General features: G+C 50.7%; 20 protein-coding genes. 15 read left to right on the forward strand and 5 right to left on the reverse strand.

Going from position 1 to position 19106, the window contains the following annotated elements; genetic code table 11:
- The first annotated feature begins 44 nt into the window (after positions 1–44).
- Together AC0YNS_RS25035 and AC0YNS_RS25040 are read left to right on the forward strand one after the other, a co-directional pair.
- Positions 45–350, forward strand: a complete 306-nt coding sequence (locus AC0YNS_RS25035) for a 4a-hydroxytetrahydrobiopterin dehydratase (RefSeq protein WP_475783841.1) — start codon at positions 45–47, stop codon at positions 348–350.
- 109 nt (positions 351–459) lie between these two features.
- Positions 460–1764, forward strand: coding sequence for an EAL domain-containing protein (locus AC0YNS_RS25040; protein ID WP_475783662.1), 1305 nt, complete (start codon positions 460–462; stop codon positions 1762–1764).
- A 93-nt stretch (positions 1765–1857) separates the two neighbouring features.
- Here the strand turns inward: AC0YNS_RS25040 and AC0YNS_RS25045 are convergent, their stop codons facing one another.
- Positions 1858–2061 (reverse strand): DUF378 domain-containing protein, encoded by a 204-nt coding sequence (locus AC0YNS_RS25045; protein WP_090983907.1) that lies wholly within the window; start codon positions 2059–2061, stop codon positions 1858–1860.
- Between the two features lie 127 nt (positions 2062–2188).
- Complete coding sequence (locus tag AC0YNS_RS25050) at positions 2189–2707, reverse strand: GNAT family N-acetyltransferase (RefSeq protein ID WP_475783663.1); 519 nt, start codon at positions 2705–2707, stop codon at positions 2189–2191.
- A 157-nt stretch (positions 2708–2864) separates the two neighbouring features.
- Here AC0YNS_RS25050 and AC0YNS_RS25055 point away from each other — a divergent pair, with 157 nt between their 5' ends.
- Entirely contained in the window at positions 2865–3719 is an 855-nt protein-coding gene (locus AC0YNS_RS25055; protein WP_475783664.1) for a sulfurtransferase, read from the forward strand.
- Between the two features lie 475 nt (positions 3720–4194).
- Positions 4195–5298 (forward strand): serine hydrolase domain-containing protein, encoded by a 1104-nt coding sequence (locus tag AC0YNS_RS25060; protein ID WP_475783665.1) that lies wholly within the window; start codon positions 4195–4197, stop codon positions 5296–5298.
- Positions 5299–5557: 259 nt separating this feature from the next.
- Here AC0YNS_RS25060 and AC0YNS_RS25065 read toward each other — a convergent pair whose 3' ends face one another.
- Positions 5558–6070: a cupin domain-containing protein gene (locus AC0YNS_RS25065; protein ID WP_475783666.1), complete on the reverse strand. Its 513-nt coding sequence runs from the start codon at positions 6068–6070 to the stop codon at positions 5558–5560.
- Positions 6071–6281: 211 nt separating this feature from the next.
- On the opposite strand from AC0YNS_RS25065, the gene AC0YNS_RS25070 reads away from it, so the two are divergent.
- On the forward strand, positions 6282–6950 hold the full coding sequence (locus AC0YNS_RS25070; RefSeq protein ID WP_475783667.1) for a DNA alkylation repair protein: 669 nt from the start codon (positions 6282–6284) through the stop codon (positions 6948–6950).
- Positions 6951–7049: 99 nt separating this feature from the next.
- On the opposite strand, the gene AC0YNS_RS25075 is transcribed toward AC0YNS_RS25070, so the two are convergent.
- Positions 7050–8123, reverse strand: coding sequence for a phosphotransferase enzyme family protein (locus AC0YNS_RS25075; protein ID WP_475783668.1), 1074 nt, complete (start codon positions 8121–8123; stop codon positions 7050–7052).
- A 194-nt stretch (positions 8124–8317) separates the two neighbouring features.
- Positions 8318–8716, reverse strand: coding sequence for a VOC family protein (locus tag AC0YNS_RS25080; RefSeq protein WP_475783669.1), 399 nt, complete (start codon positions 8714–8716; stop codon positions 8318–8320).
- A 139-nt stretch (positions 8717–8855) separates the two neighbouring features.
- Between AC0YNS_RS25080 and AC0YNS_RS25085 the strand changes: the two genes are divergently transcribed.
- The 10 genes from AC0YNS_RS25085 (at position 8856) to AC0YNS_RS25130 (ending at position 19059) form a co-directional block, all read left to right on the forward strand.
- Entirely contained in the window at positions 8856–9329 is a 474-nt protein-coding gene (locus AC0YNS_RS25085; protein ID WP_475783670.1) for a MerR family transcriptional regulator, read from the forward strand.
- Between the two features lie 27 nt (positions 9330–9356).
- Entirely contained in the window at positions 9357–10229 is an 873-nt protein-coding gene (locus AC0YNS_RS25090; protein ID WP_475783671.1) for an SRPBCC family protein, read from the forward strand.
- Positions 10230–10305: 76 nt separating this feature from the next.
- Positions 10306–11298 (forward strand): NAD-dependent epimerase/dehydratase family protein, encoded by a 993-nt coding sequence (locus AC0YNS_RS25095; protein WP_475783672.1) that lies wholly within the window; start codon positions 10306–10308, stop codon positions 11296–11298.
- Entirely contained in the window at positions 11295–12068 is a 774-nt protein-coding gene (locus AC0YNS_RS25100; protein WP_475783673.1) for an IclR family transcriptional regulator, read from the forward strand. Before AC0YNS_RS25095 ends, AC0YNS_RS25100 begins: the two co-directional genes overlap by 4 nt.
- A gap of 40 nt (positions 12069–12108) precedes the next feature.
- Entirely contained in the window at positions 12109–13440 is a 1332-nt protein-coding gene (locus tag AC0YNS_RS25105; RefSeq protein WP_475783674.1) for an aspartate aminotransferase family protein, read from the forward strand.
- Entirely contained in the window at positions 13437–14414 is a 978-nt protein-coding gene (locus tag AC0YNS_RS25110) for a mannonate dehydratase (RefSeq protein ID WP_475783675.1), read from the forward strand. The genes AC0YNS_RS25105 and AC0YNS_RS25110 overlap by 4 nt, the downstream gene beginning before the upstream one ends.
- A gap of 53 nt (positions 14415–14467) precedes the next feature.
- Positions 14468–15916, forward strand: a complete 1449-nt coding sequence (locus AC0YNS_RS25115; protein WP_475783842.1) for a M81 family metallopeptidase — start codon at positions 14468–14470, stop codon at positions 15914–15916.
- Positions 15917–16220: 304 nt separating this feature from the next.
- Entirely contained in the window at positions 16221–17270 is a 1050-nt protein-coding gene (locus AC0YNS_RS25120) for a FecCD family ABC transporter permease (protein ID WP_475783843.1), read from the forward strand.
- Between the two features lie 3 nt (positions 17271–17273).
- A complete protein-coding gene (locus AC0YNS_RS25125; protein WP_475783676.1) occupies positions 17274–18035 on the forward strand; it encodes an ABC transporter ATP-binding protein in 762 nt (253 codons plus the stop codon).
- A 10-nt stretch (positions 18036–18045) separates the two neighbouring features.
- Positions 18046–19059 carry an ABC transporter substrate-binding protein gene (locus tag AC0YNS_RS25130; protein WP_475783844.1) on the forward strand — a complete coding sequence of 338 codons (1014 nt, stop codon included), beginning with the start codon at positions 18046–18048 and terminating at the stop codon, positions 19057–19059.
- The last annotated feature ends 47 nt before the right edge of the window (positions 19060–19106 follow it).

The following is a 19106-nucleotide window of genomic DNA, read 5'->3' on the forward strand; positions in this document are numbered from 1 at the left end:
GGACGATTCTGAATGATATGGGGGAGGTGCGCCTATTGGGTAAAATGGTGAAAATGCAATCCGAAGCGGCTGACGAGGCTATTGCGGCACTCCCCGGATGGTCACGCCAGGATGAGAAATGGATGCAAGGGAGCTACCGATTCGGCACGTTCGTGGAGGCGATTGCCTTCGTGGGTAAGGTTGCTGATATTGCGGAGGCGATGAACCATCATCCGTTCATTGGCATTGATTACAAGAAAGTAACGCTGCGTTTGACGACTTGGCATGCGGGGGGCTTAACGGAGCTCGATATGCAGTCGGCGGAGCGCTATAATGAGGTCTATCGGACGTCGATTCCCGGGAACGGGTAATCGGCGTTTTTTTGTGCGCGCTACGCACCTATTATTGGGTGATTTGTAAGAGATGTGGGTGGAGACTTTACAACCTAATGCGGCTACTTTACAATAGGTGGAACTAGCGATGTCAGAAAATATGACATCATATTCCAAGATTCGGGGAGCAACGGTGATGGCGGAAGCGCAGCGCATGCAAGATGGCTTGCATGAGGATCTATATAAGGATATGATCAGTCGACTTGTTCCGTATTATCAGCCGATACTTGCGCTTGATACGAGGCGGATCATGGGCTATGAAGCGCTTGGTCGCATTCGCGCGGGTGAAGGAGTACGGAGTGTGGGGCCTTTCTTCGCGGACAAGACCGTGCCGATGGCGGAGCAGATTCGGGTGGACCGAAACTTGCGGGAGCAGGCGCTGGCGAAATTTGCGGCGAGTGATCCGGAGTATGGGAAGCTATTCATTAATTTAAAGCCTTCGTGGATTTATCAAACCTATGTGGCCACCGGGGAGCTTCCGACGCTGCAGCTGCTTGATAAATATAAGATTGACCCGCGGCGGGTCGTCATTGAAATTACCGAAGAGTCGTTTCTGGGGCCGATGGAGCAGCTGCGCGCGGTAGTGGATTTATACAGGGATTATGGGTGCCTGATTGCTATCGACGATGTGGGCAGCGGGTTTAGCAGCATTGACCGGATTGCTCAAATTCAGCCTCATATTCTGAAGATCGATATTCATATGCTCCAGAAGAGCGAGCGGCACAGCGGTTACTATGGCGTGATGCGCTCCTTCTCTACATTGGCGGATCAAATTGGCGCCTCCTTGCTGGTGGAAGGCGTGGAAACCGAGCAAGACTTGCAGCGGGCGATTGAAATTGGTGCACGGTATGTGCAGGGGTTTCTGTTCTCGCCTGCGGTGGCCGCTTTCCGGCCGGCACTGTCGTTCGCCGGACTGCTGGAGGCGGGATTGGATCGGCGCCGGGCACGAATGCTGCATGTAGAGCGGCACTGGAGTGCGGAAGCAGAACGGGTGCAGCTGGCGGTTGATCAGGTATGGGAGAGGAGAGTTGGCAGCCGCGGCAGTGATGCGGGAGATGACTTCATCGAGGAGCTGCTGGGCAGCTTGACCTTGGTGGACTCGCCATGTATCCGCCTCTATCTGTGCAGGCAAGACGGCATACAGGTCAGCTCGAACTTTCAACGGGTCAGCGATGGTGGATGGATTAAAGAACCGCAGTATCGGGGGCATAATTGGAGCTGGCGGCCTTATTTTATCCCGTTATCGGCTCAGTTCGCAGATCGGCCTCAAGCGATGGTTTCGCAGACGTACACGGATCTCGATTCCTTCGACCGCATCCGGACTATATCGGTACCGGTTGGCGGCAGCTGTATTCTGTTTCTGGATGCGGCCGAGCTCGAAGGTGAACGCTAATAGAAAAGAGCCCGCCCCGCGCAGGAAGCGCTTGGGACGGGCTCTTATTTTGTCATACGATGGATTATCCGCTTGGGTGCGGAAGGGGGGACGTTAGTCTTCTGCCGACACTTTGGAGAAGAAGGATAAGCTGTATAGGGCAGCTACCCCGACAACAATGTACACGATCTTGGCACCTACGGAATCTGACCCGTCAAAAACTTCTGAAACGACATCATACTCAAAAAGCCCCACTGCCAACCAATTCAGGCCGCCGAGAATTAGGACTAATAAGCTGACGATGTTCAAAACTTTCATTGGACCCGCCTCCTTTAAAAGTAATGACTCGTGACACTACTACGGATATGCGGGAGCGGGAGCTTTTAGCACGATAAAAAGAAAGCGCCGCCCGTGTAAGGCCGCGCTGTTGTGCGTATATGGGCGATTATGGCGCGTAACACATGCAGTGTACGTCGACCGTTCCGGTGGCTGTTTGCTTGGCATAAGTGTCGGTAATGACAAACTTGGCGCGTTGGTAGGTGCGTATGGCACGCGTGTTCCAGACATGCACTTCAAGATCGATTTCGTCGGTTGGCGCGCGGTGGATGGCTTCTGCTATGATGGCTTGTACGAGCGGAAGACCGAGTCCTGTGCCGCATAGGTCTGGTCGTAATCCAAGTCCGATGCGGGTTACGCCGAGCAAGGGAAAGAACTGTGCGAAGCCGACTAAGTGACCGTCTTCATTCGTCACCGCGGCATACTGCTGCTTCCGGACATAGGCGTCGCCAAACTCGATGCCGAGCTGCTGCATGACTTCCCAGGTGGACCAATTGTAGAAATCGTAGGGCGGTTCATACCGCCAGGTGCTAAGCTCCTCTGCTAATGCGTCGGATAGCGGCACGACGGTGAATTGGGATTTGGCAGGCAGGGCTTGGTCGGTGTCGTTGTCGGTGGAAGCGGTCATGGATGCGTTGGCTCCTTGTGGCGGAATTTCGGAATTCAGGGATTGTAAACCTCTTTATCGTAGCAGAATTGGTTCGTGCGTGGAAGCGGCGGTGGAATGATGTATAATTTAAGGTAACGGAAACGAAATAATGAGAATAAGGAAGGCGGCTAATAGAATGAAAAATATTGTATCGCTTAAATGGTTGCTCGCTCGTATGTATGAATCGGATATCGTAATCGTCGACTGCCGCTTCCAACTGGGCAAGCCGGAGTCCGGCCGTGAGGCTTACAATGAAACGCATATCCCGGGTGCGGTGTATTTGGATTTGGAGAAGGATCTGTCATCGGCGATTACGGAGCATGGCGGTCGCCACCCGCTGCCGGACATTGCGGAGCTGACGGGTACGCTAAGCCGGGCTGGTATTGGCAATGCATCGCGCGTTATCGCATATGACGATCAAGGTGGAGCAATGGCATCACGTCTATGGTGGCTGTTGAAGTACCTCGGCCATGAGCAGGTGTTTGTGCTGGATGAAGGTTTCACGGCTTGGCAAAAGGCAGGCTTCCCTGTATCGGCGGACCAGAAGATACTTATCCCGAGTCCATTCTTCGCGACGGTGCAGCATAACATGCTTGTTGAGGTCGATGAAGTGCAAGAGAAGCTGGGCAAAGCCGGCGTGACGCTTATTGATTCGCGAGAAGGTGCACGCTATCGCGGCGAGGTTGAGCCGATTGACCGCGTTGCCGGCCATATTCCGGGCGCAATCAACCGCTTCTGGGCGGAAGGCCGTGGTGCGGACGGGCAGTGGAAGAGCGCCGAGGAGCAGGCGGTACGGTTCGAAGGACTGGCGCAGGACGGCGAGACGATTGTGTACTGCGGCTCGGGTGTGACGGCTTGTCCGAATGTGCTGGCGTTGCAGGAAGCGGGCTTTACGAATGTAAGGTTGTATGCGGGGAGCTGGAGTGATTGGATTACGTATGAAGGGAATCCGATTGCTGTTGGGGATGAAAATACGCCGGAAGGCGAATAGCAGTATGTAGACCTTATTACAGAGCACGGTGTAAATGACGCCGCTGCTCTGTTTTTTTATGCGCCGAAATCAACATGCGGTTTTGAAAACATTTCTGCGCGGTTCAGACCAAACGGTGCGCTGGAATATACATCACAATGCGCTATATAAACAGACAAAGGGTCGGTTAGCCCTTAAATCAACGATAAGCCAAAGACTTATCCTAACTGTTGTAAACTACAACAAATTCTAGTATAAAATCTCCGTTTATTCAGTATTTCTATGCCATTTAGGATGCTACCCTTGAATGGTAGAATCCAATCGGATGACAGTCAAAGGAGGAAGAATTGGAAGTAATCCGGCCTTCATGCTGAACGGCCGATCGCTTATTTTTGCTTCGGACTGACTCTGGACACAAGCGGTTTTTAAATTCTGGAAGGTAACTAGGTCAGCGGATGGAAGAGAGGACATTAAGAGGTTGAAAGGAGATTCATATATGGGCAAATTAATGGGACGGTTGATTGTGATCGTGATCCTAGCAGTTGTTTTATTCGGGTGTAATTCAACAAAGGATAAAGCAGCGAAGGAAGTATCCGAATCCGGTACTCAGAGTAACTTCGAATGGAAAGAAGCCGCTCCGACAGAACTGGGGGTCGATGATAAGCAACTAGAACGAATGGACGAAGAAATTAGTAAGAATCATAAGAAAATAAACAGTATGTTGATTGTCAAGGACGGCAATATTATCTTTGAAAAATACTACAATGGCAGTAATAAGGATACACACAACAGAGTTTTTTCCGTTACGAAGAGTGTGATCTCCGCGTTGACGGGAATCGCAATTGATCAAGGTCTAATAAAAGGTCTGGATACAAAGGTTTCAGAGTATTTGCCTGATTATTTCAAAGACCAGACGGATCCGCGTAAAAAAAATATTACTATCGAGCAGGTGTTAACCTTGAGCGGCGGCTTGGAGTCAATTGATAAAGACTATATGAGCTACTTCGAGAGTTCGGACTGGACAGCAAATGCGATCGACAAGCCAATGATTAACGATCCGGGCGCGAAGTGGGATTACAATACGGGTCTCGCACATCTATTGTCAGGTGTTCTAACCAAGGCAACCAACAGTTCCACCAAGGATTTTGCAGACCGTAACTTATTTGGGCCATTAGGGATTACAAATTACGAGTGGAGGCAGAGCCCTGAGGGAATATACGCGGGAGGATCTGAAATGGCTTTCACCACGCGGGACATGGCCAAGTTTGGTTATCTCTATCTTCAAAAAGGAAGATGGCAGGAAAAACAAATCATTCCGGAACAATGGGTGGAAGCCTCAATCCATAAGAAGGTTGAAATTGACCCTGGGGAAGATTACGGATACGGATACTTGTTCTGGATTACGGAAATGAAAGACAAAAGCGGCAATCAGCACTTCACTTATGAGGCTAGCGGACACGGGGGTCAGCATATTCGTGTCATACCCGACCTTAACTTGGTCATCGTCGTCACATCTAATTGGGAATCCACAGAGAATTCCGATGCCGCTCCTTTGGTGACAGATTACATTATTCCCGCTGCAACCGAAAATAACAAATAAAGAAGATGTGGTCAGGGTTCTATTACAACAGAGGCATCCGACAGCTGGAGTGATTGGTTACGTATGAGGGGAATCCGATTGCGGTTGGGGAAGAGTAAGAGCGGAAAGTTGAATATTAGTGTGAAGTCCACAGTACAGAGCACGGCAAGATGATTGCCGCAGCTCTGTATTTTTATGCGCTGAAGTCAGCATGAAATCAACAAATGTATGCAGATGCTTTATTTAACGATTTATTGATATTTTTCTTGATAACCTAGAATTATGGCGAGGGTGCAAGTGTTGTGAAAATGAATTTTTGGATATACCAAGGCGGCTTTACCACCTGAATTGCATGTTGATGATATAAAGCGGGACGTGACATGCGAACCAAATTAGGGAGTCCTTTCTTATTGAGTTTGCCGTCTCTTGCCCATGCGAAATAGGTTATAAAAAACTCATCCGTATTCAATGCAGGTGAAAATCTTTGAATCGTATGAGCCTCCTTGATAGCATCTTCATTCCAAAAACGATGAGGTACCCCAGCAGGAACCTCGATGGTTTCGCCCGGCCCTAATATTTTAGTATTTCCGTCTACTTCAAAATGAACTTTTCCGGAAATAACCTCACAGGAGCTTATTTGTTTGGGGTGAATATGTATCGGCTCTCTTTCCGTTGTTGGTGGATTAAAGGTTTCAATTTCTAATAAGGATCCATTCGAGTCCTTTCCCGTTATGCGGAAAATCATTCTTTGTCCGGTAAAGGGGTTTGTAATGTGAGCAGCGGGCCTTATCATCGGTAACCTCCTTGGCTCAAATCATTGTATTTATCATATTTCATGCAGAATGGAAAAGGTTGTAGAATGTCTTTTTTTAATATAAATATTACAATTCCCTCGACCTCTAGAGGTTAACGATGAAAGGCGCCAATCATTTCTAAGTGCATGGTATGATTGCACTAACGGGGAAGAATAGGGGCCAATAGCTGTAATTAAGGAGTTGGGTCAAGTGAATACGATTAAAAGTACAGAAATGAAACGTTCTTCAAAAGCAGAAAACATTTTAACACAGATCAATAGTAAAACGATGCTAGGCGACTTACGAAAAATCGCGAAGGTCATTAAAAAAGATCACGAATTAGCTATGGAACTTTGGTCAACTGAAGAGTACATGCCCAGACTATTGGCCATCTTAATTATGGATAAAAACCTTCTTTCACAAGATGTGCTAGATAAGCTTGATAAGGATATGCAGATTCATACATTTGATGAGCGAAATAACCTAATGGATTGGTTAATGGCTAATCAGCTCACCAAAGACAAGAAGATTATTGCGTGGATGGAGTTATGGAAAAATAGTCCTTATGCTCTTCAAAGGCGAGCCTTCTGGTATTATAAAGCGCGATTAAGATGGACTGGGCAAACACCGCCTGATAACAACGCAGACTTACTATCTGAAATTGAAGCTAGTATTACGCAGGAAGAACCGGAAGTTAAATGGGCTATGAATTTCACCGCAGCTTGGATTGGCATCTATGATCAAAAGAATCGAGCACGGTGTATTGAACTTGGTGAGAAAACGGGTCTTTATAAAGATGAAATGGTAGCAAAGAACTGTACGCCTCATTATTTGCCGGAGTTCATTGCGATTGAAGTTAACAAACGAAATAATAAGTAGTTAAGCGGTTGTGGAAGACCGCGAAGAGGAAAGAAAACGGATACTTCCGTCGGAAGTATCCGTTCTTACATCGTTATAGAAAATAACATTATACAAAGGCTAAATCTTTCTTACCTCATACTCAAAGGGCTCTTCACAGGAATAAACTTCATGGAAAAACCCCTCATACGGAATATCGTCTTCCATGCATTTGATAAGATAGGACAGCCTCTCGTCACATTCCGGTTCTTCACCATTATTGCGCATCACTTCGAATGCATCAACGATGCTTTCCATGAGGGTTGCTTTAATAAATAAGGGCAGTTTTTCGAGCATGGAGGTTTCGATTTCGGTTTCTGAACGATATCCCGCAAGGACGGTTTCAAAATATTCTTCCATGAACCGTTTGCGTTTGTGGACGTCCTGTTCGAATTGGATCCAGCCGACGCCGTGCGTCCAGACATTTGCCAGATCATACATATACCAACAGAAGCAAGCGTTATCGAAATCGAAAACAGTGATTTGCCCGGTATCAAAGTCAATCATGTAATTACCATCGCTGTAATCCAAATGTACCATACCGAAAGACGCAGGGCTCTCGTCTAATGCTGCTAATGATTCAAGGAGTTCTGCAAGCTTCTTCTTAAGCAGAGACAACGAGTCGGGGAGCAGCTGGTCGATATAGTCGATATTGTATTTATCCAAAAAATGATGCCGGCGATGGATAGGAGTAAACCCTTTCGACAATTGGTGCATGTTACCGAGGACTTTACCGCAGTTGTAATAATATTCGGTAATCGGAACCCCTTCCCGATACTGATAATGATTTTCCGCGAGTCCTTTGCCTTTGGCCTTATCGAATACGCAGACAAAGAAGTTTCGGTTAGGATGGGCAATCTCTTCGAGTAGATTTCCGTTCTTGGAGCTGACTACATCCGAGACACTGCAGCCGTGTTCGAACAAATACCGGATATATTCAACTTCTCCCAGGAAATCTTCCCGGCTCCTGTCGCTTAAGAATGCAATTCGGATTACTTTTGCACCGGCGCCTTCTCTCTCGCACGTATAAACGACATTCCGCCCTCCATCATGAGCAGGGACAGGTTGGATGTCATATCCGTCTAACCCGTACAGCTCTGCTATTAGGGGAAGTAAATAGGCGTTGCTAATATGAATTACTTCGTTATGAGTCATAACTCTCTCCTTTAATTACGGAGAGCTAGAATATAGTCACTCTCCGGTTGTTTTGACGATTACAGGTGATTTGCATGAAATATCATCCTTTGTATGTGGAATATCTATATAAACACAAGGAAAACCTTGTGGTGTTACACCTTCTAAATTTTACCACTTAAACGGCTCGGTGAACATCCTCAGTACTAGACCAATTACGTCGGATTGACCGCAAAAAGCGAATGGATATTGCCCTCGGGATCGGCGAAGAAGCAGGTCGTGTGTCCCCAAGGCTTGAGTGTCGGCTCGGAAATCGCCACGGCGCCTTTCGAGACGTATTGCTCCAACAGCTCATACACGGCCGCGGGAGAATCGCACTCGAAATTGAGCTCGAAAGCTTGGCCTTGGCGATTGTCGAGGAAAGATCGATGGTTATTCGTGTTTTCCGCCATTAAAGACCTTGAGCAGAATGAAAGCCGAATGCCGTCGTTTACCAGCTCCACGTAATGTTCCTCTTCTACAGCCGCATGGAATCCGATTGCATTCTTATAGAAGCTTGCCAACGATGCGACATCATCGGCCAAAATCGTAAGACCCTCCAGCTTAACTCTCATAATGCTAACCCCTTTTCGTATAATAGAAAATTGTACCATGGTTTCAATAGAGCCGAAAGTTTCGCTTGCACCTTACGTAACGTTATGTATTATTCTTAAATTACCGGTAGCAAGCTAGTGCAAGGGGAGGGAGCGGATTATGCAGAAGCATTGGAAGGTGGGGGATCTGGCCAAACTCACTGGACTGACGATACGCACCCTTCGGTTTTACGATGAGATCGGCCTGTTTATGCCCTCCGGACACTCTGACTCGGGGCATCGTTTGTACAACGAGGCCGACATCAGGCGGCTGCAGCAGATCATGGCGCTTAAAGACTTAGGTTTATCGCTTGATGAAATTCAGACGACTTTGCAAGGCCATGCGTATACTCCTTACGACATCGTAGCTATTCAGATTGAACGCGTCCGTCAAACGATCGAATCGCAACGGAAGCTCCTATTCGAGCTCGAACGGGTGGCCGAGAAGATGAACGATCAGCAACCGCCTTCCGTCGACGCATTCGTCTCGCTTCTGGAGACGATGAAGGCAAGCCAGGAGAAATATATATTGGAGCGCCGAATGGAGTTGGAGCACCGATTGGATCAGCTTGATGATTTTCTGAAAGAGCCGTAAGAGACATCATTTTAGGGAGGACTTCTTATGAAGCCAAGATTTACGACTCACTCGACGTTCAAAGTTGAGCGCATTTACCGTGCCTCTCTGGCAAGAGTGTATGCGGCATGGTCAAACCCAATCGCCAAAGCGCGGTGGTTCTCGCCAGCGGAGCAATTCGAGTTTCGTGTCGGAGGACGCGAATTCAGCCGGGGCGGTCCTCCGGGCGGCGCTGTCTATACGTTTGACGCCTTGTATCAGGAAATCGTACCCAATGAACGCATCGTTTACACGTACAGCTTGGATCAAGATGAAGACCGAATGTCCGTATCCGTCACGACGGTTGAATTCGTTCAGACCGAAGAAGGCGTTAAGCTGACGTTTACGGAGCAAGGCGCGTTTTTTGACGGTTACGACAAGCCCGAACAACGCGAGCATGGAACGAATTTTCTTCTGGATCTGCTCGGCAAATCGCTTGGGGAAAGCAATGACGAGACGCATGAGCTGGTGTCCAGGAGAAGGTTCGATGTTCCGCGCGAAACGGTCTACCGGGCTTGGGCGGAACAGGAACTACTCGCACAGTGGTGGGGACCAAGCGGGTTTAGGAATACGATTCACAAGTTCGATTTGCGTCCCGGAGGCGTATGGGAATTTACGATGCATGGTCCTAACGACGTGGATTATCCAAATCGTAACGTGTTTCGCGAAGTTGGACCTGAGCGGATCGTGCTGAGACACGATTCCAACCCGTATTTTATATTGACGGCTGATTTCGAAGAAACCGATGGTAGAACGGAGATCGTGTTCCGCCAAGCTTTTGAATCCGCTGATGATTACGCCAAGCTGAAGTCGATGTGCGAAGAGGCGAACGAACAGAATTTGGACAGACTTGGCGCTGTCTTAAAGAGTTTAACCGAATAAAGAAGCAAGGATGTACAACGGCTCTTCCGCTTATCGCGGGGGGCCGTTTTTTGTAGTTTTGGCGCGTTTTTTCCTTATGAAAACACGACTGATTTCTATAGACAACATTCCACTAGATGTATATATTATTGGTGTATATTTCGAATTGGAAATAAAATTTACATATGTAAAAAGAAAGAGAGACCTGACGATGCGAAAAATAGCGGTGACCGGAGGCAATGGATCGTTCGGGCGAGAACTCGTCGAAGATGCGCTGCGGCGGGGATACGAAGTGGTCGTTATCGACCGTGCCGACGACGGGGCGTTTCATGGACGGCCCGGTGCGAAGGTACAGGTGTTGGATTTGGGTGATTACGACGCGGTACTCAAAGCGCTCGAAGGGTGTGATGCGGTCGTTCACATGGCGGCAATCCCGAACCCGAAGCTGCAGTCCGCCTCAGTCGTATTCGGCAACAACGCGACTACTACTTACAACGTGCTCGAAGCCGCAGCGGCGCGGGGCATTCGCAAAGTAGTGCTCGCTTCCAGTGAATCGGCGTACGGATTTCCTTGGGCGCACAAGCCGCTATCGCCCCTTTATGTGCCGGTAGACGAGGATCATCCGCTGCTGGCGGAAGATTGCTACGGCTTATCCAAGGCCGTCAACGAATTGACGGGCGAAGCTTTTCATCGAAGAACGGGCATGCAGGTCGTGAGTTTGCGCCTATCCTCACTTATTAGCGAAGAATATTACGCGTACTTCAAGTCTTGCCTTGACAAGCCGGAAGAACTTCGCAGGGTGCTGTGGAGTTACGTGGACGCTCGCGACGCCGTGGAAGCTTGCCTGCTCGCGGCGGAGCGCGACGGACTCGGCTGCGTCGCGCTGAACATCGCCGCTGACGATACGTTCCAGACACGGACTTCCCGCGAACTGCTGGAGTCGTATTTTTTGGACGTAAGCGATGTACGCGGTTCGTTCGAGGGGTATGACGCTTTTTACAGCAACGCGAAGGCTAAGGCAACGCTAGGCTGGCAACCCGTTCACAGCTGGCGAGCGTCCGCCGACCATTGGGAGGGGCGATCGGAATGATGACGAAAAAAAATACCGAAGTCGTAAAGTCGGCCGACCGGGTGCTGGATATTATCGAGCTGCTTGCCTCTGAGCCGGGGCCGATGAGCTTGACGGAGATCGCCACAGTGCTGGCGATGCCAACGAGCAGCACGTATAAGCTGCTTCGCAACCTGCTCTCGAGAGGGTACTTGGAAACGGATCGCAGCGAGAAGCAGTTCCGGATCGGGTACAAAATCTTGGAAATCGGCACGAAGTATTCGCAAAATACGAGCCTGATTACCGAATTCCAATACGTCGCACAGCGGATTGTCGACGACATCAACGAGGCTGTCTACTTGTCCATCCGCAACGGCAAGAACATTCTGTACATCTCGGAAAAGCAGAGCACGCATCCGATCCGAATCGTCTCGCACATCGGCATGAAGCTGCCTTTGCACGCGACGGCCATGGGCAAGATGCTGCTTAGCGGCTTGACCACGAAGGAGTTGGACTCATTGTATGCGGACGAACAACTCGGCTCCTTGACCGACTCGACGCTGACGAGCAGGGCGGCGCTCGACGAACAGTTGAAGTCGATTCGCCGCGACGGCCTCTCATTCAGCTATTCTGAAGCGGTGCAAGGCGTCCAGTGCGTCGCCGCCCCCATCGTCGATGCGCAGGGACGGATGGCCGCAGTTATGAGTGTATCCATTCCGAAGGCGAGGCTCGACGATGATTTATGGACACGTGCGCAAGCGAGCGTTCGACAAGGCGCCAAGGAGTTAGGCCTCAAAGTACGCTACCAATAAAAGTCGTGATTCGAAAGCGATCGGGAGGCGAAGGGGAACCATGGAGAAATACGCGTTGGACAAATCGTATGCGCTTTACGAGCAATCGAAAGAAACGTTATGCGGGGGCGTCTCCAGCAATTTGCGCGCGGCGATGAAGCCGGTGCCGCTGTTCGCGGAAAGCGGCAGCGGTGCACGAATTAAGGACGTGGACGGCAACGATTACGTCGACTATATCATGGGCTACGGTCCGCTCGTATTAGGCCATTCCCATCCGGAGCTGCTCGAGGGGTTATCCGCCCGGTTGCTCAAAGGCCAGCAGTTCGGCATGCAGCACGAAGGCGAGATCGAACTGTCGCGGCGAATCACGGAGCTCGTGCCGAACGCCGAGAAAGTCGCGTTCAGCGGATCCGGCACGGAAGCGGTCATGCTCGCGCTCCGTCTGACGCGCGCCTATACGGGGCGTTCCCTAATCGTCCGGTTCGAAGGCCATTACCACGGCTGGTCGGACGGGGTCAACGCCTCGTTCCCGTCCGGCGTTTCCGTTAATCCGGCGTACCCGCCGGCGACGGCGCCCGGAACGGGTGGGCAAAGCACCCGAGCGCTCGAGGACGTCCTAGTCGTTCCATGGAACGACCAAGCTTCACTGGAAGCCGTACTTACCGAGTGGGGAAGCGAAATCGCAGCGATTATTACAGAGCCGGTTCTGTGCAACTCGGGGTGCATCCGGCCGCTGGAAGGCTACTTGGAATGGATCCGCGAGCGCACGCGGGAGCTAGGTATCGTCTTCATTCTCGACGAAGTAATTACCGGCTTCCGGGTCGCACCCGGCGGCGCACAGGAGAGGCTGGGCATCTTGCCGGATCTCGTGACGATGGGCAAAGCGATTGCGGGAGGGTTCCCGTTAAGCGCGGTCGCCGGACGCCGGGACATTATGGATTTGATTTCGCGGGGCGTCGTCAACCACATGGGCACGTTGAACGGCAACGTGCTCTCAATATCGGCCGGCGTGCTGTCCCTCGATATTCTAAACCGGGACAATGGCGCTGCGTACCGTCATATGGAACACATCGCGGACTTGTTGGTCGACGGACTGAAGGCGCTGTTCGCGAAGTCTCATGTTCCATGCGTAATTAACGCTTTCGGACCGGTATTTCACGTCATGTTTACCAATCAGCCGGAAGTGAGGCATTATAAACAATTCCTTGCAAGAGATACGGAGCTGTACGCCGCCTTCGCGGAAGAGGCGCTGCTTCACGGAGTTGCGCTTCGACCAAGCGGGCTTTGGTACGTGTCCGCCGCCCACACGGAGCAGGACATCGCCGACACGCTAATCCGCCTGGAATATGCAATCGAGCAAGCGAAACGACGATTCGGAGGGACGATCGAATGAAAATCGCGGAAGTATTGGCGAACGAACCGAACCGGTTGTGGCATTTGTCCAAGCAAGCCGGCGTAACGCACGTCGTCGCGAGATTGCCGCAAGACGCCAATGGACGCCCGTCCTTCGAACTGCGGGATATGGCGCAGCAGAAGAAGCGGTACGAGGATTTCGGTTTGAAGCTCGAAGTATTCGAGCCGGGCTTGGAATGGCAGATGGATGGCGTGCGGCTGGCGAACGCGAGGCGCGAAACGGAGATCGCGGCGTGTAAGCAGCTGATTCGCAATATGGGAGAGCTCGGCATTCCCGTCTTGTGCTATAACTTTATGGCCCATTTCAATTGGGTGCGGACGTCCATGGACTTGCCCGAGAGGGGCGGCGCAATCGTCACCGGGTACGACCATTCCAAGATGGCGGATGCACCGCTTACGGAAGCCGGTATCGTTAGTGAAGACGAGCTGTGGACGAATTTGCAATCGTTCCTCAAGGAAGTCGTGCCGGTGGCGGAGAAAGCACGGGTCAAGCTATCGCTTCACCCCGACGATCCGCCGTTGTCGCCGATCCGCGGTATTTCCCGCATCATTACGAGCGCGTCCGCGATGAAGCAGGCGATTGGTCTCGTTCCGAGCGAGTTTAGCGGCGTGACGTTCTGCCAAGGCACTTTCGCGACCGCTGGAGAAGATGTACCTAAGAAGATTCAGGCATTCGGAGGCGAGGGAAAAATCTTCTACGTGCATTTCCGCGATATCCGCGGCACCAAAGAGAATTTCTCGGAGACGTTCCACGATAACGGGCAAACCGACATGTTCGCGTCCATCCAAGCGTATAAGTCCGTCGGATACGAAGGGCCGGTGCGAGTCGACCACGTGCCTACGCTGTACGGAGAAAACAACGACGATCCCGGTTACGAGTCGATGGGTCGACTGTTCGCGCTTGGTTATCTCAAAGGGCTGCTGGACGGCGAAGCCGGCTCCCGGCGCGCTTGACGGAAGGAGAATTCGTTTTGGTCGCAACCAATAAACGCATTCCCAGGATCGCCGTGTCCGGCATCTATCACGAGACCAATACGTTCGCGCCGGGGAAGACGGGGCTGGACGACTTCCGGCATGAATACACGAGCGGCGCGGATGCTTTCTTTGCTCGTTACCGAGGGACTCGGACGTCCATGGGCGGCGTGATCGACGCGGCCGATGAAGCCGGCGTCGAATTGGCACCGGGTTTGTATGCATACGCGACGCCTTCGGGCATCGTAGAGGAAACTGCCGCGGCGCGATTAATCGATGAAGTCTTGGAAACCTTGAAAGGCGACGAGGATGGCGTTCTGCTCATCCTTCACGGCGCGATGGTTTCCGAATCCAGCTTCGACGTCGAAGGAGATCTCATTCGGGCGGTGCGGGAACGCGTTGGTTCGAGCATGCCGATAGCTGTTACCTTCGATTTGCATGCCCACTTGTCCCGTGCGATGATCGAGCATGCCAACATCTTGGTCGGGTACGATACATACCCGCACGTAGATGTATACGACCGGGCGGTCGATGCAACGCGGTTATTGGCTCGGACCATACGTGGCGAGATCCGGCCCGTCGTCTCGTGGAAGCGGGCCGGCATGCTCGTCGTCCCCCGCATGATGTGCACGAGCGAGGCGCCAATGTCCGAGCTGATGGACTTGGCGGCAGAGCTGGAACAGGAACCCGGCGTGTTGAAAGTATCGGTCGTTGGCGGATTCCCATACGGCGATGTTCCGGATGCCGGGATGTCGTTTCTCGCCTTAACGGACGGAGATCCCGCGCTTGGCGGGCGGTGCGTTGAACTGCTGCGCGATGCCGCCTGGACGACGCGGGAGCGGTTCCTGCCGACACTCGTTCCGCGCGATCGAGCAATCGCGCTTGCGTTGGCCGAGCCGGAAGGACCGGTTGTCCTCGTCGAGGGAGCGGACAACGTCGGTGGCGGCTCGCCTGCGGACGGCACGTTTCTGCTGGAGGCGCTTCGCGACACGTCCGTGCCGGCGCTCATCGTGGTCCGCGACCGCGATGCCGCGCGTGAAGCTCACGCAGCAGGCGTTGGCGCCGCATTCAAAGGCGCGGTCGGCGGGAAGAGCGACGGCCAACACGGCGCGCCGGTCCCGATCGCGGGCATGGTCGTCCACCTCTCGGACGGCGCTTATCGCCATGTCGGGCCGTATATGACCGGCCAATTAGCGCAAATGGGCTTGACGGCCGTCGTAAAAGCCGGACAGTTGACCGTCATCCTCACGGAAGAACGGGTACCGCCTTGGGATGCCGGGCACGTGACGTCTCTTGGCTTGGATCCCTCCGATTACCGCATTATCGCGGTCAAATTGGCGCTCGCCTGGCGAACGGCGTTCGGCGCAGTCGCCAAACGAAGCTTCGACGCCGACACGCCGGGCTGCTGCGACGCAGACTTGATGCGGTTTGCCTACCGCAATCTGATAAGGCCGATCTACCCGCTAGACGAATTCGAATCGTGAAAACATCGCCAGGTGGCTTACAAGCCCCGGCGATTTTTTTTGTGGGTCGAAGTTTTCACGCTAACGAACCACAGAGCTCTTATTTCAACCAAATGACGAGTAACGCCCTCATGGTCCTTTAGAATGAAACCCGGGATGTCGAGCCCCCTAACGATTATTTTGTTGCATTTTCATGCTACCCGTTTTATACTACATAAGCGATAATGATAATCATTATCAAACAAAACAAAACAATACAATACAATGCCTTAGAGAAAAGAGTGAAGCTTTGAGTAAAAATGACCTAAACCTAGACAATCTCGGCATGGGCAAGCGGTATTATTTATTTATTTTTCTTCTGATCGGGCTGACGATGTTATCTGTCGTGTATTCGGTGTCCATCGGACAAGTGAATATTCCCTTTGCGCAATCCAAAGAAATCGTATTGCATGCTTTGACCAATGGTACGCTCGGGTCACTCGATAAGGTTGAGAATGAATCCTTTATCAACATTATCATGCAGGTAAGGATGCCCAGGGTGATCTATGCACTGTTGATCGGTATTGGACTTTCGCTATGCGGGACGGTCATGCAGGCCGTAGTACAAAATCCGCTCGCGGATCCTTACATACTTGGGATTTCTTCCGGCGCCTCATTGGGTGCAACCTTTGCCATATTGGTGGGATTCGGAAGCGGAGCCTATTTGGTGCAGATGGGCGTCGCTTTTGGCGCTTTTGCAGGGGCAATGTTAACCTCAATCGCCGTCCTGCTGTTAGCGAGCATCGGGGGCAAGGCAACGTCTGTGAAACTTGTCTTATCCGGCGTTGTCATCGGCGCGTTATGCGGATCGTTCTCCAGCTTAATCATTTATTTTGCCAACAATGCGGAAGGCATCAAGACGGTTACTTTCTGGTCGATGGGCAGTCTGGCCTCTTCAAGCTGGGATCGGGTACCGATTATGGCTGTTGTCGTGGTGCTTGGAGCAGTGCTGTTTCTATTCCAACATCGAATATTGAATACCATGCTGCTGGGCGATGAATCCGCGGTCACGCTAGGCATTAATTTAAGCGCATACCGTAAATTTTACATGATTGTTGTTGCTCTTGTTACGGGAACCATGGTTGCCTACTCAGGCATGATTGGATTTGTCGGTTTGGTGATCCCGCACATCACCAGAGGGATATTTGGCACCGACCATAAGAGGTTGATGCTCGGGACGCTGCTGCTGGGAGGGTTGTTCATGATATGGGCGGACATTCTGTCCAGAACGATCATCCACAACATTGAACTTCCGATCGGAATCATTACCTCTGTCATCGGATCGCCTTTGTTTATCTATATGATTGTCAAGCGAGGCTATAATTTTGGGGGGTAGGGAATGGAACTAGTTGCCAAGGGAATGGAAGTGCGAATCGGCAAGAAAGAAATCGTAAAAGATGTTTCGGTCCAAGTGAAGAACAAACAGTTCGTTGGGCTGATTGGACCCAATGGCTGCGGGAAATCGACTTTGCTCAAAAGCATTTATAAAAGCCTGACACCTCAGAAAGGAGTCGTGTTTCTAGATGACCTCGATGTGCTGAAAAGCTCAGAAAAGAAGGTGTCGCAAAACTTAGGCGTCGTAGGCCAATTTAACGATATCAGCTTTAATTTGTCTGTGCAGCAAATGGTGATGCTCGGCAGGACGCCGCACAAAAAAATGCTGGAGTCCGATAATCGAGCGGATTTGGCCATTGTGGAAGAAGCGTTGGCTAGAACGAATTTGCTTGACTATAAACATCGCGGCTACTTATCGCTATCCGGCGGGGAGAAACAAAGGGTTATTCTGGCCAGAACCATTGCGCAGCAGCCTAAGTTTATGATCTTGGATGAGCCGACGAATCATCTGGATATCCGTTATCAAATTGAAATTCTATCGATTGTCAAACAGTTGGACATTGGCGTCTTGGCGGCGCTTCATGATTTAGAGATGGCTGCCCAATATTGCGACTACGTCTACGCTATGAAAGACGGGGAAGTGTACGCTCACGGAACGCCGCAAGAAGTGTTGACTTCAGCGACCATTGAAACCCTATACCAAATAAAATGCCAAACATTCACGAATCCGGTCACGAACGGAATTGGATTTGCTTATGGCTTATAAGGAGAACATGATGAAAAAGACGTTATTATTCAGTATTGCGATTTCTGTAGCCCTATCACTAACCGGTTGTGCAAGTTCGAATACCAACCATGCAGAACAAGCCGAGACGACGCAAGCGAAGTATCCGCTGACGATTCAAAACTTTGCCAGAGCAAATGAAGGAGCAAGCTGGGAGAAGAAAGATCAAGTATTTGATCGTGCGCCCGAAAGAATCATGGCCAATACTCGTCCGGCGGCAGAACTGTTGCTGCATCTGGGTTTGGGTGACAAGATCGTTGGGGTAGGGGCTAATTTCGGAGTGCCTGACCCATCGGTAGAGGCCGAATATAAGAAGCTGAACATATTGAGCGACGAGTATGTCGGAAAAGAAGTCACCATGGGCACCAATCCGGATTTGGTGTTTGGTCGAGGCGGTTTGTTTGAAAACGCGGACTGGGGAGTAGGAACGGTAGATACGCTCAATGGCTTGAAAATTAAAACGTACGTGCTGGAGTCGTCGATTACAAGCGGGACTTATGATTCGATTTATAAGGATATCGAGAACATCGGGAACATATTTGACGTTAAAGATAAAGCTGATGGCTTCATCAAAGAGCTGAAAGATAAGCAAGCTTCGATCTTTGCCAAATTGGAAAACATTAAAGACCACAAAACGTTCGCCTACTTGCACACTAACGATCCGAAAGAATTGTATGTCTATCCGGCAAGCGATGAATCCTTCTTTAATGATGCTTTTAGCATGATCAAGCTGGATAACGTATTTGTGCAGGAAAAAGGAGACGTCAGCGTCGAAACGCTGATCGCTACAAATCCGGACATCTTGATCTTGCCTAAGTGGGATGATACGGATCTCAACAAAGTGAGAGAAGAGATGTATGCCAATTCGAAATTATCCAGTATGAAAGCCATTAAGAACAAACAAATTTATATTATGGATTATAACTATTTGTTCGGCTACAGTTACAATACGATTGATGGAATGGAGCAATTGGCCAAAGAAATCTACCCCGATTTGTTTAAATAGGTTTGCTATGACATAAAGAAACGGTTGAGCGGATTGTACTCGCTCAA

It is taken from the genome of Paenibacillus sp. J22FR21 (genome assembly GCF_056269135.1).

Coding starts and splice junctions, on each gene's coding strand:
- AC0YNS_RS25035 (WP_475783841.1), top strand. CDS start 45: ATGGTGAAAATGCAATCCGAAGCGGCTGACGAGGCTATTGCGGCACTC.
- AC0YNS_RS25040 (WP_475783662.1), top strand. CDS start 460: ATGTCAGAAAATATGACATCATATTCCAAGATTCGGGGAGCAACGGTG.
- AC0YNS_RS25045 (WP_090983907.1), bottom strand. CDS start 2,061: ATGAAAGTTTTGAACATCGTCAGCTTATTAGTCCTAATTCTCGGCGGC.
- AC0YNS_RS25050 (WP_475783663.1), bottom strand. CDS start 2,707: ATGACCGCTTCCACCGACAACGACACCGACCAAGCCCTGCCTGCCAAA.
- AC0YNS_RS25055 (WP_475783664.1), top strand. CDS start 2,865: ATGAAAAATATTGTATCGCTTAAATGGTTGCTCGCTCGTATGTATGAA.
- AC0YNS_RS25060 (WP_475783665.1), top strand. CDS start 4,195: ATGGGCAAATTAATGGGACGGTTGATTGTGATCGTGATCCTAGCAGTT.
- AC0YNS_RS25065 (WP_475783666.1), bottom strand. CDS start 6,070: ATGATAAGGCCCGCTGCTCACATTACAAACCCCTTTACCGGACAAAGA.
- AC0YNS_RS25075 (WP_475783668.1), bottom strand. CDS start 8,123: ATGACTCATAACGAAGTAATTCATATTAGCAACGCCTATTTACTTCCC.
- AC0YNS_RS25080 (WP_475783669.1), bottom strand. CDS start 8,716: ATGAGAGTTAAGCTGGAGGGTCTTACGATTTTGGCCGATGATGTCGCA.
- AC0YNS_RS25085 (WP_475783670.1), top strand. CDS start 8,856: ATGCAGAAGCATTGGAAGGTGGGGGATCTGGCCAAACTCACTGGACTG.
- AC0YNS_RS25090 (WP_475783671.1), top strand. CDS start 9,357: ATGAAGCCAAGATTTACGACTCACTCGACGTTCAAAGTTGAGCGCATT.
- AC0YNS_RS25095 (WP_475783672.1), top strand. CDS start 10,306: ATGAAAACACGACTGATTTCTATAGACAACATTCCACTAGATGTATAT.
- AC0YNS_RS25100 (WP_475783673.1), top strand. CDS start 11,295: ATGATGACGAAAAAAAATACCGAAGTCGTAAAGTCGGCCGACCGGGTG.
- AC0YNS_RS25105 (WP_475783674.1), top strand. CDS start 12,109: ATGGAGAAATACGCGTTGGACAAATCGTATGCGCTTTACGAGCAATCG.
- AC0YNS_RS25110 (WP_475783675.1), top strand. CDS start 13,437: ATGAAAATCGCGGAAGTATTGGCGAACGAACCGAACCGGTTGTGGCAT.
- AC0YNS_RS25120 (WP_475783843.1), top strand. CDS start 16,221: ATGGGCAAGCGGTATTATTTATTTATTTTTCTTCTGATCGGGCTGACG.
- AC0YNS_RS25125 (WP_475783676.1), top strand. CDS start 17,274: ATGGAACTAGTTGCCAAGGGAATGGAAGTGCGAATCGGCAAGAAAGAA.
- AC0YNS_RS25130 (WP_475783844.1), top strand. CDS start 18,046: ATGAAAAAGACGTTATTATTCAGTATTGCGATTTCTGTAGCCCTATCA.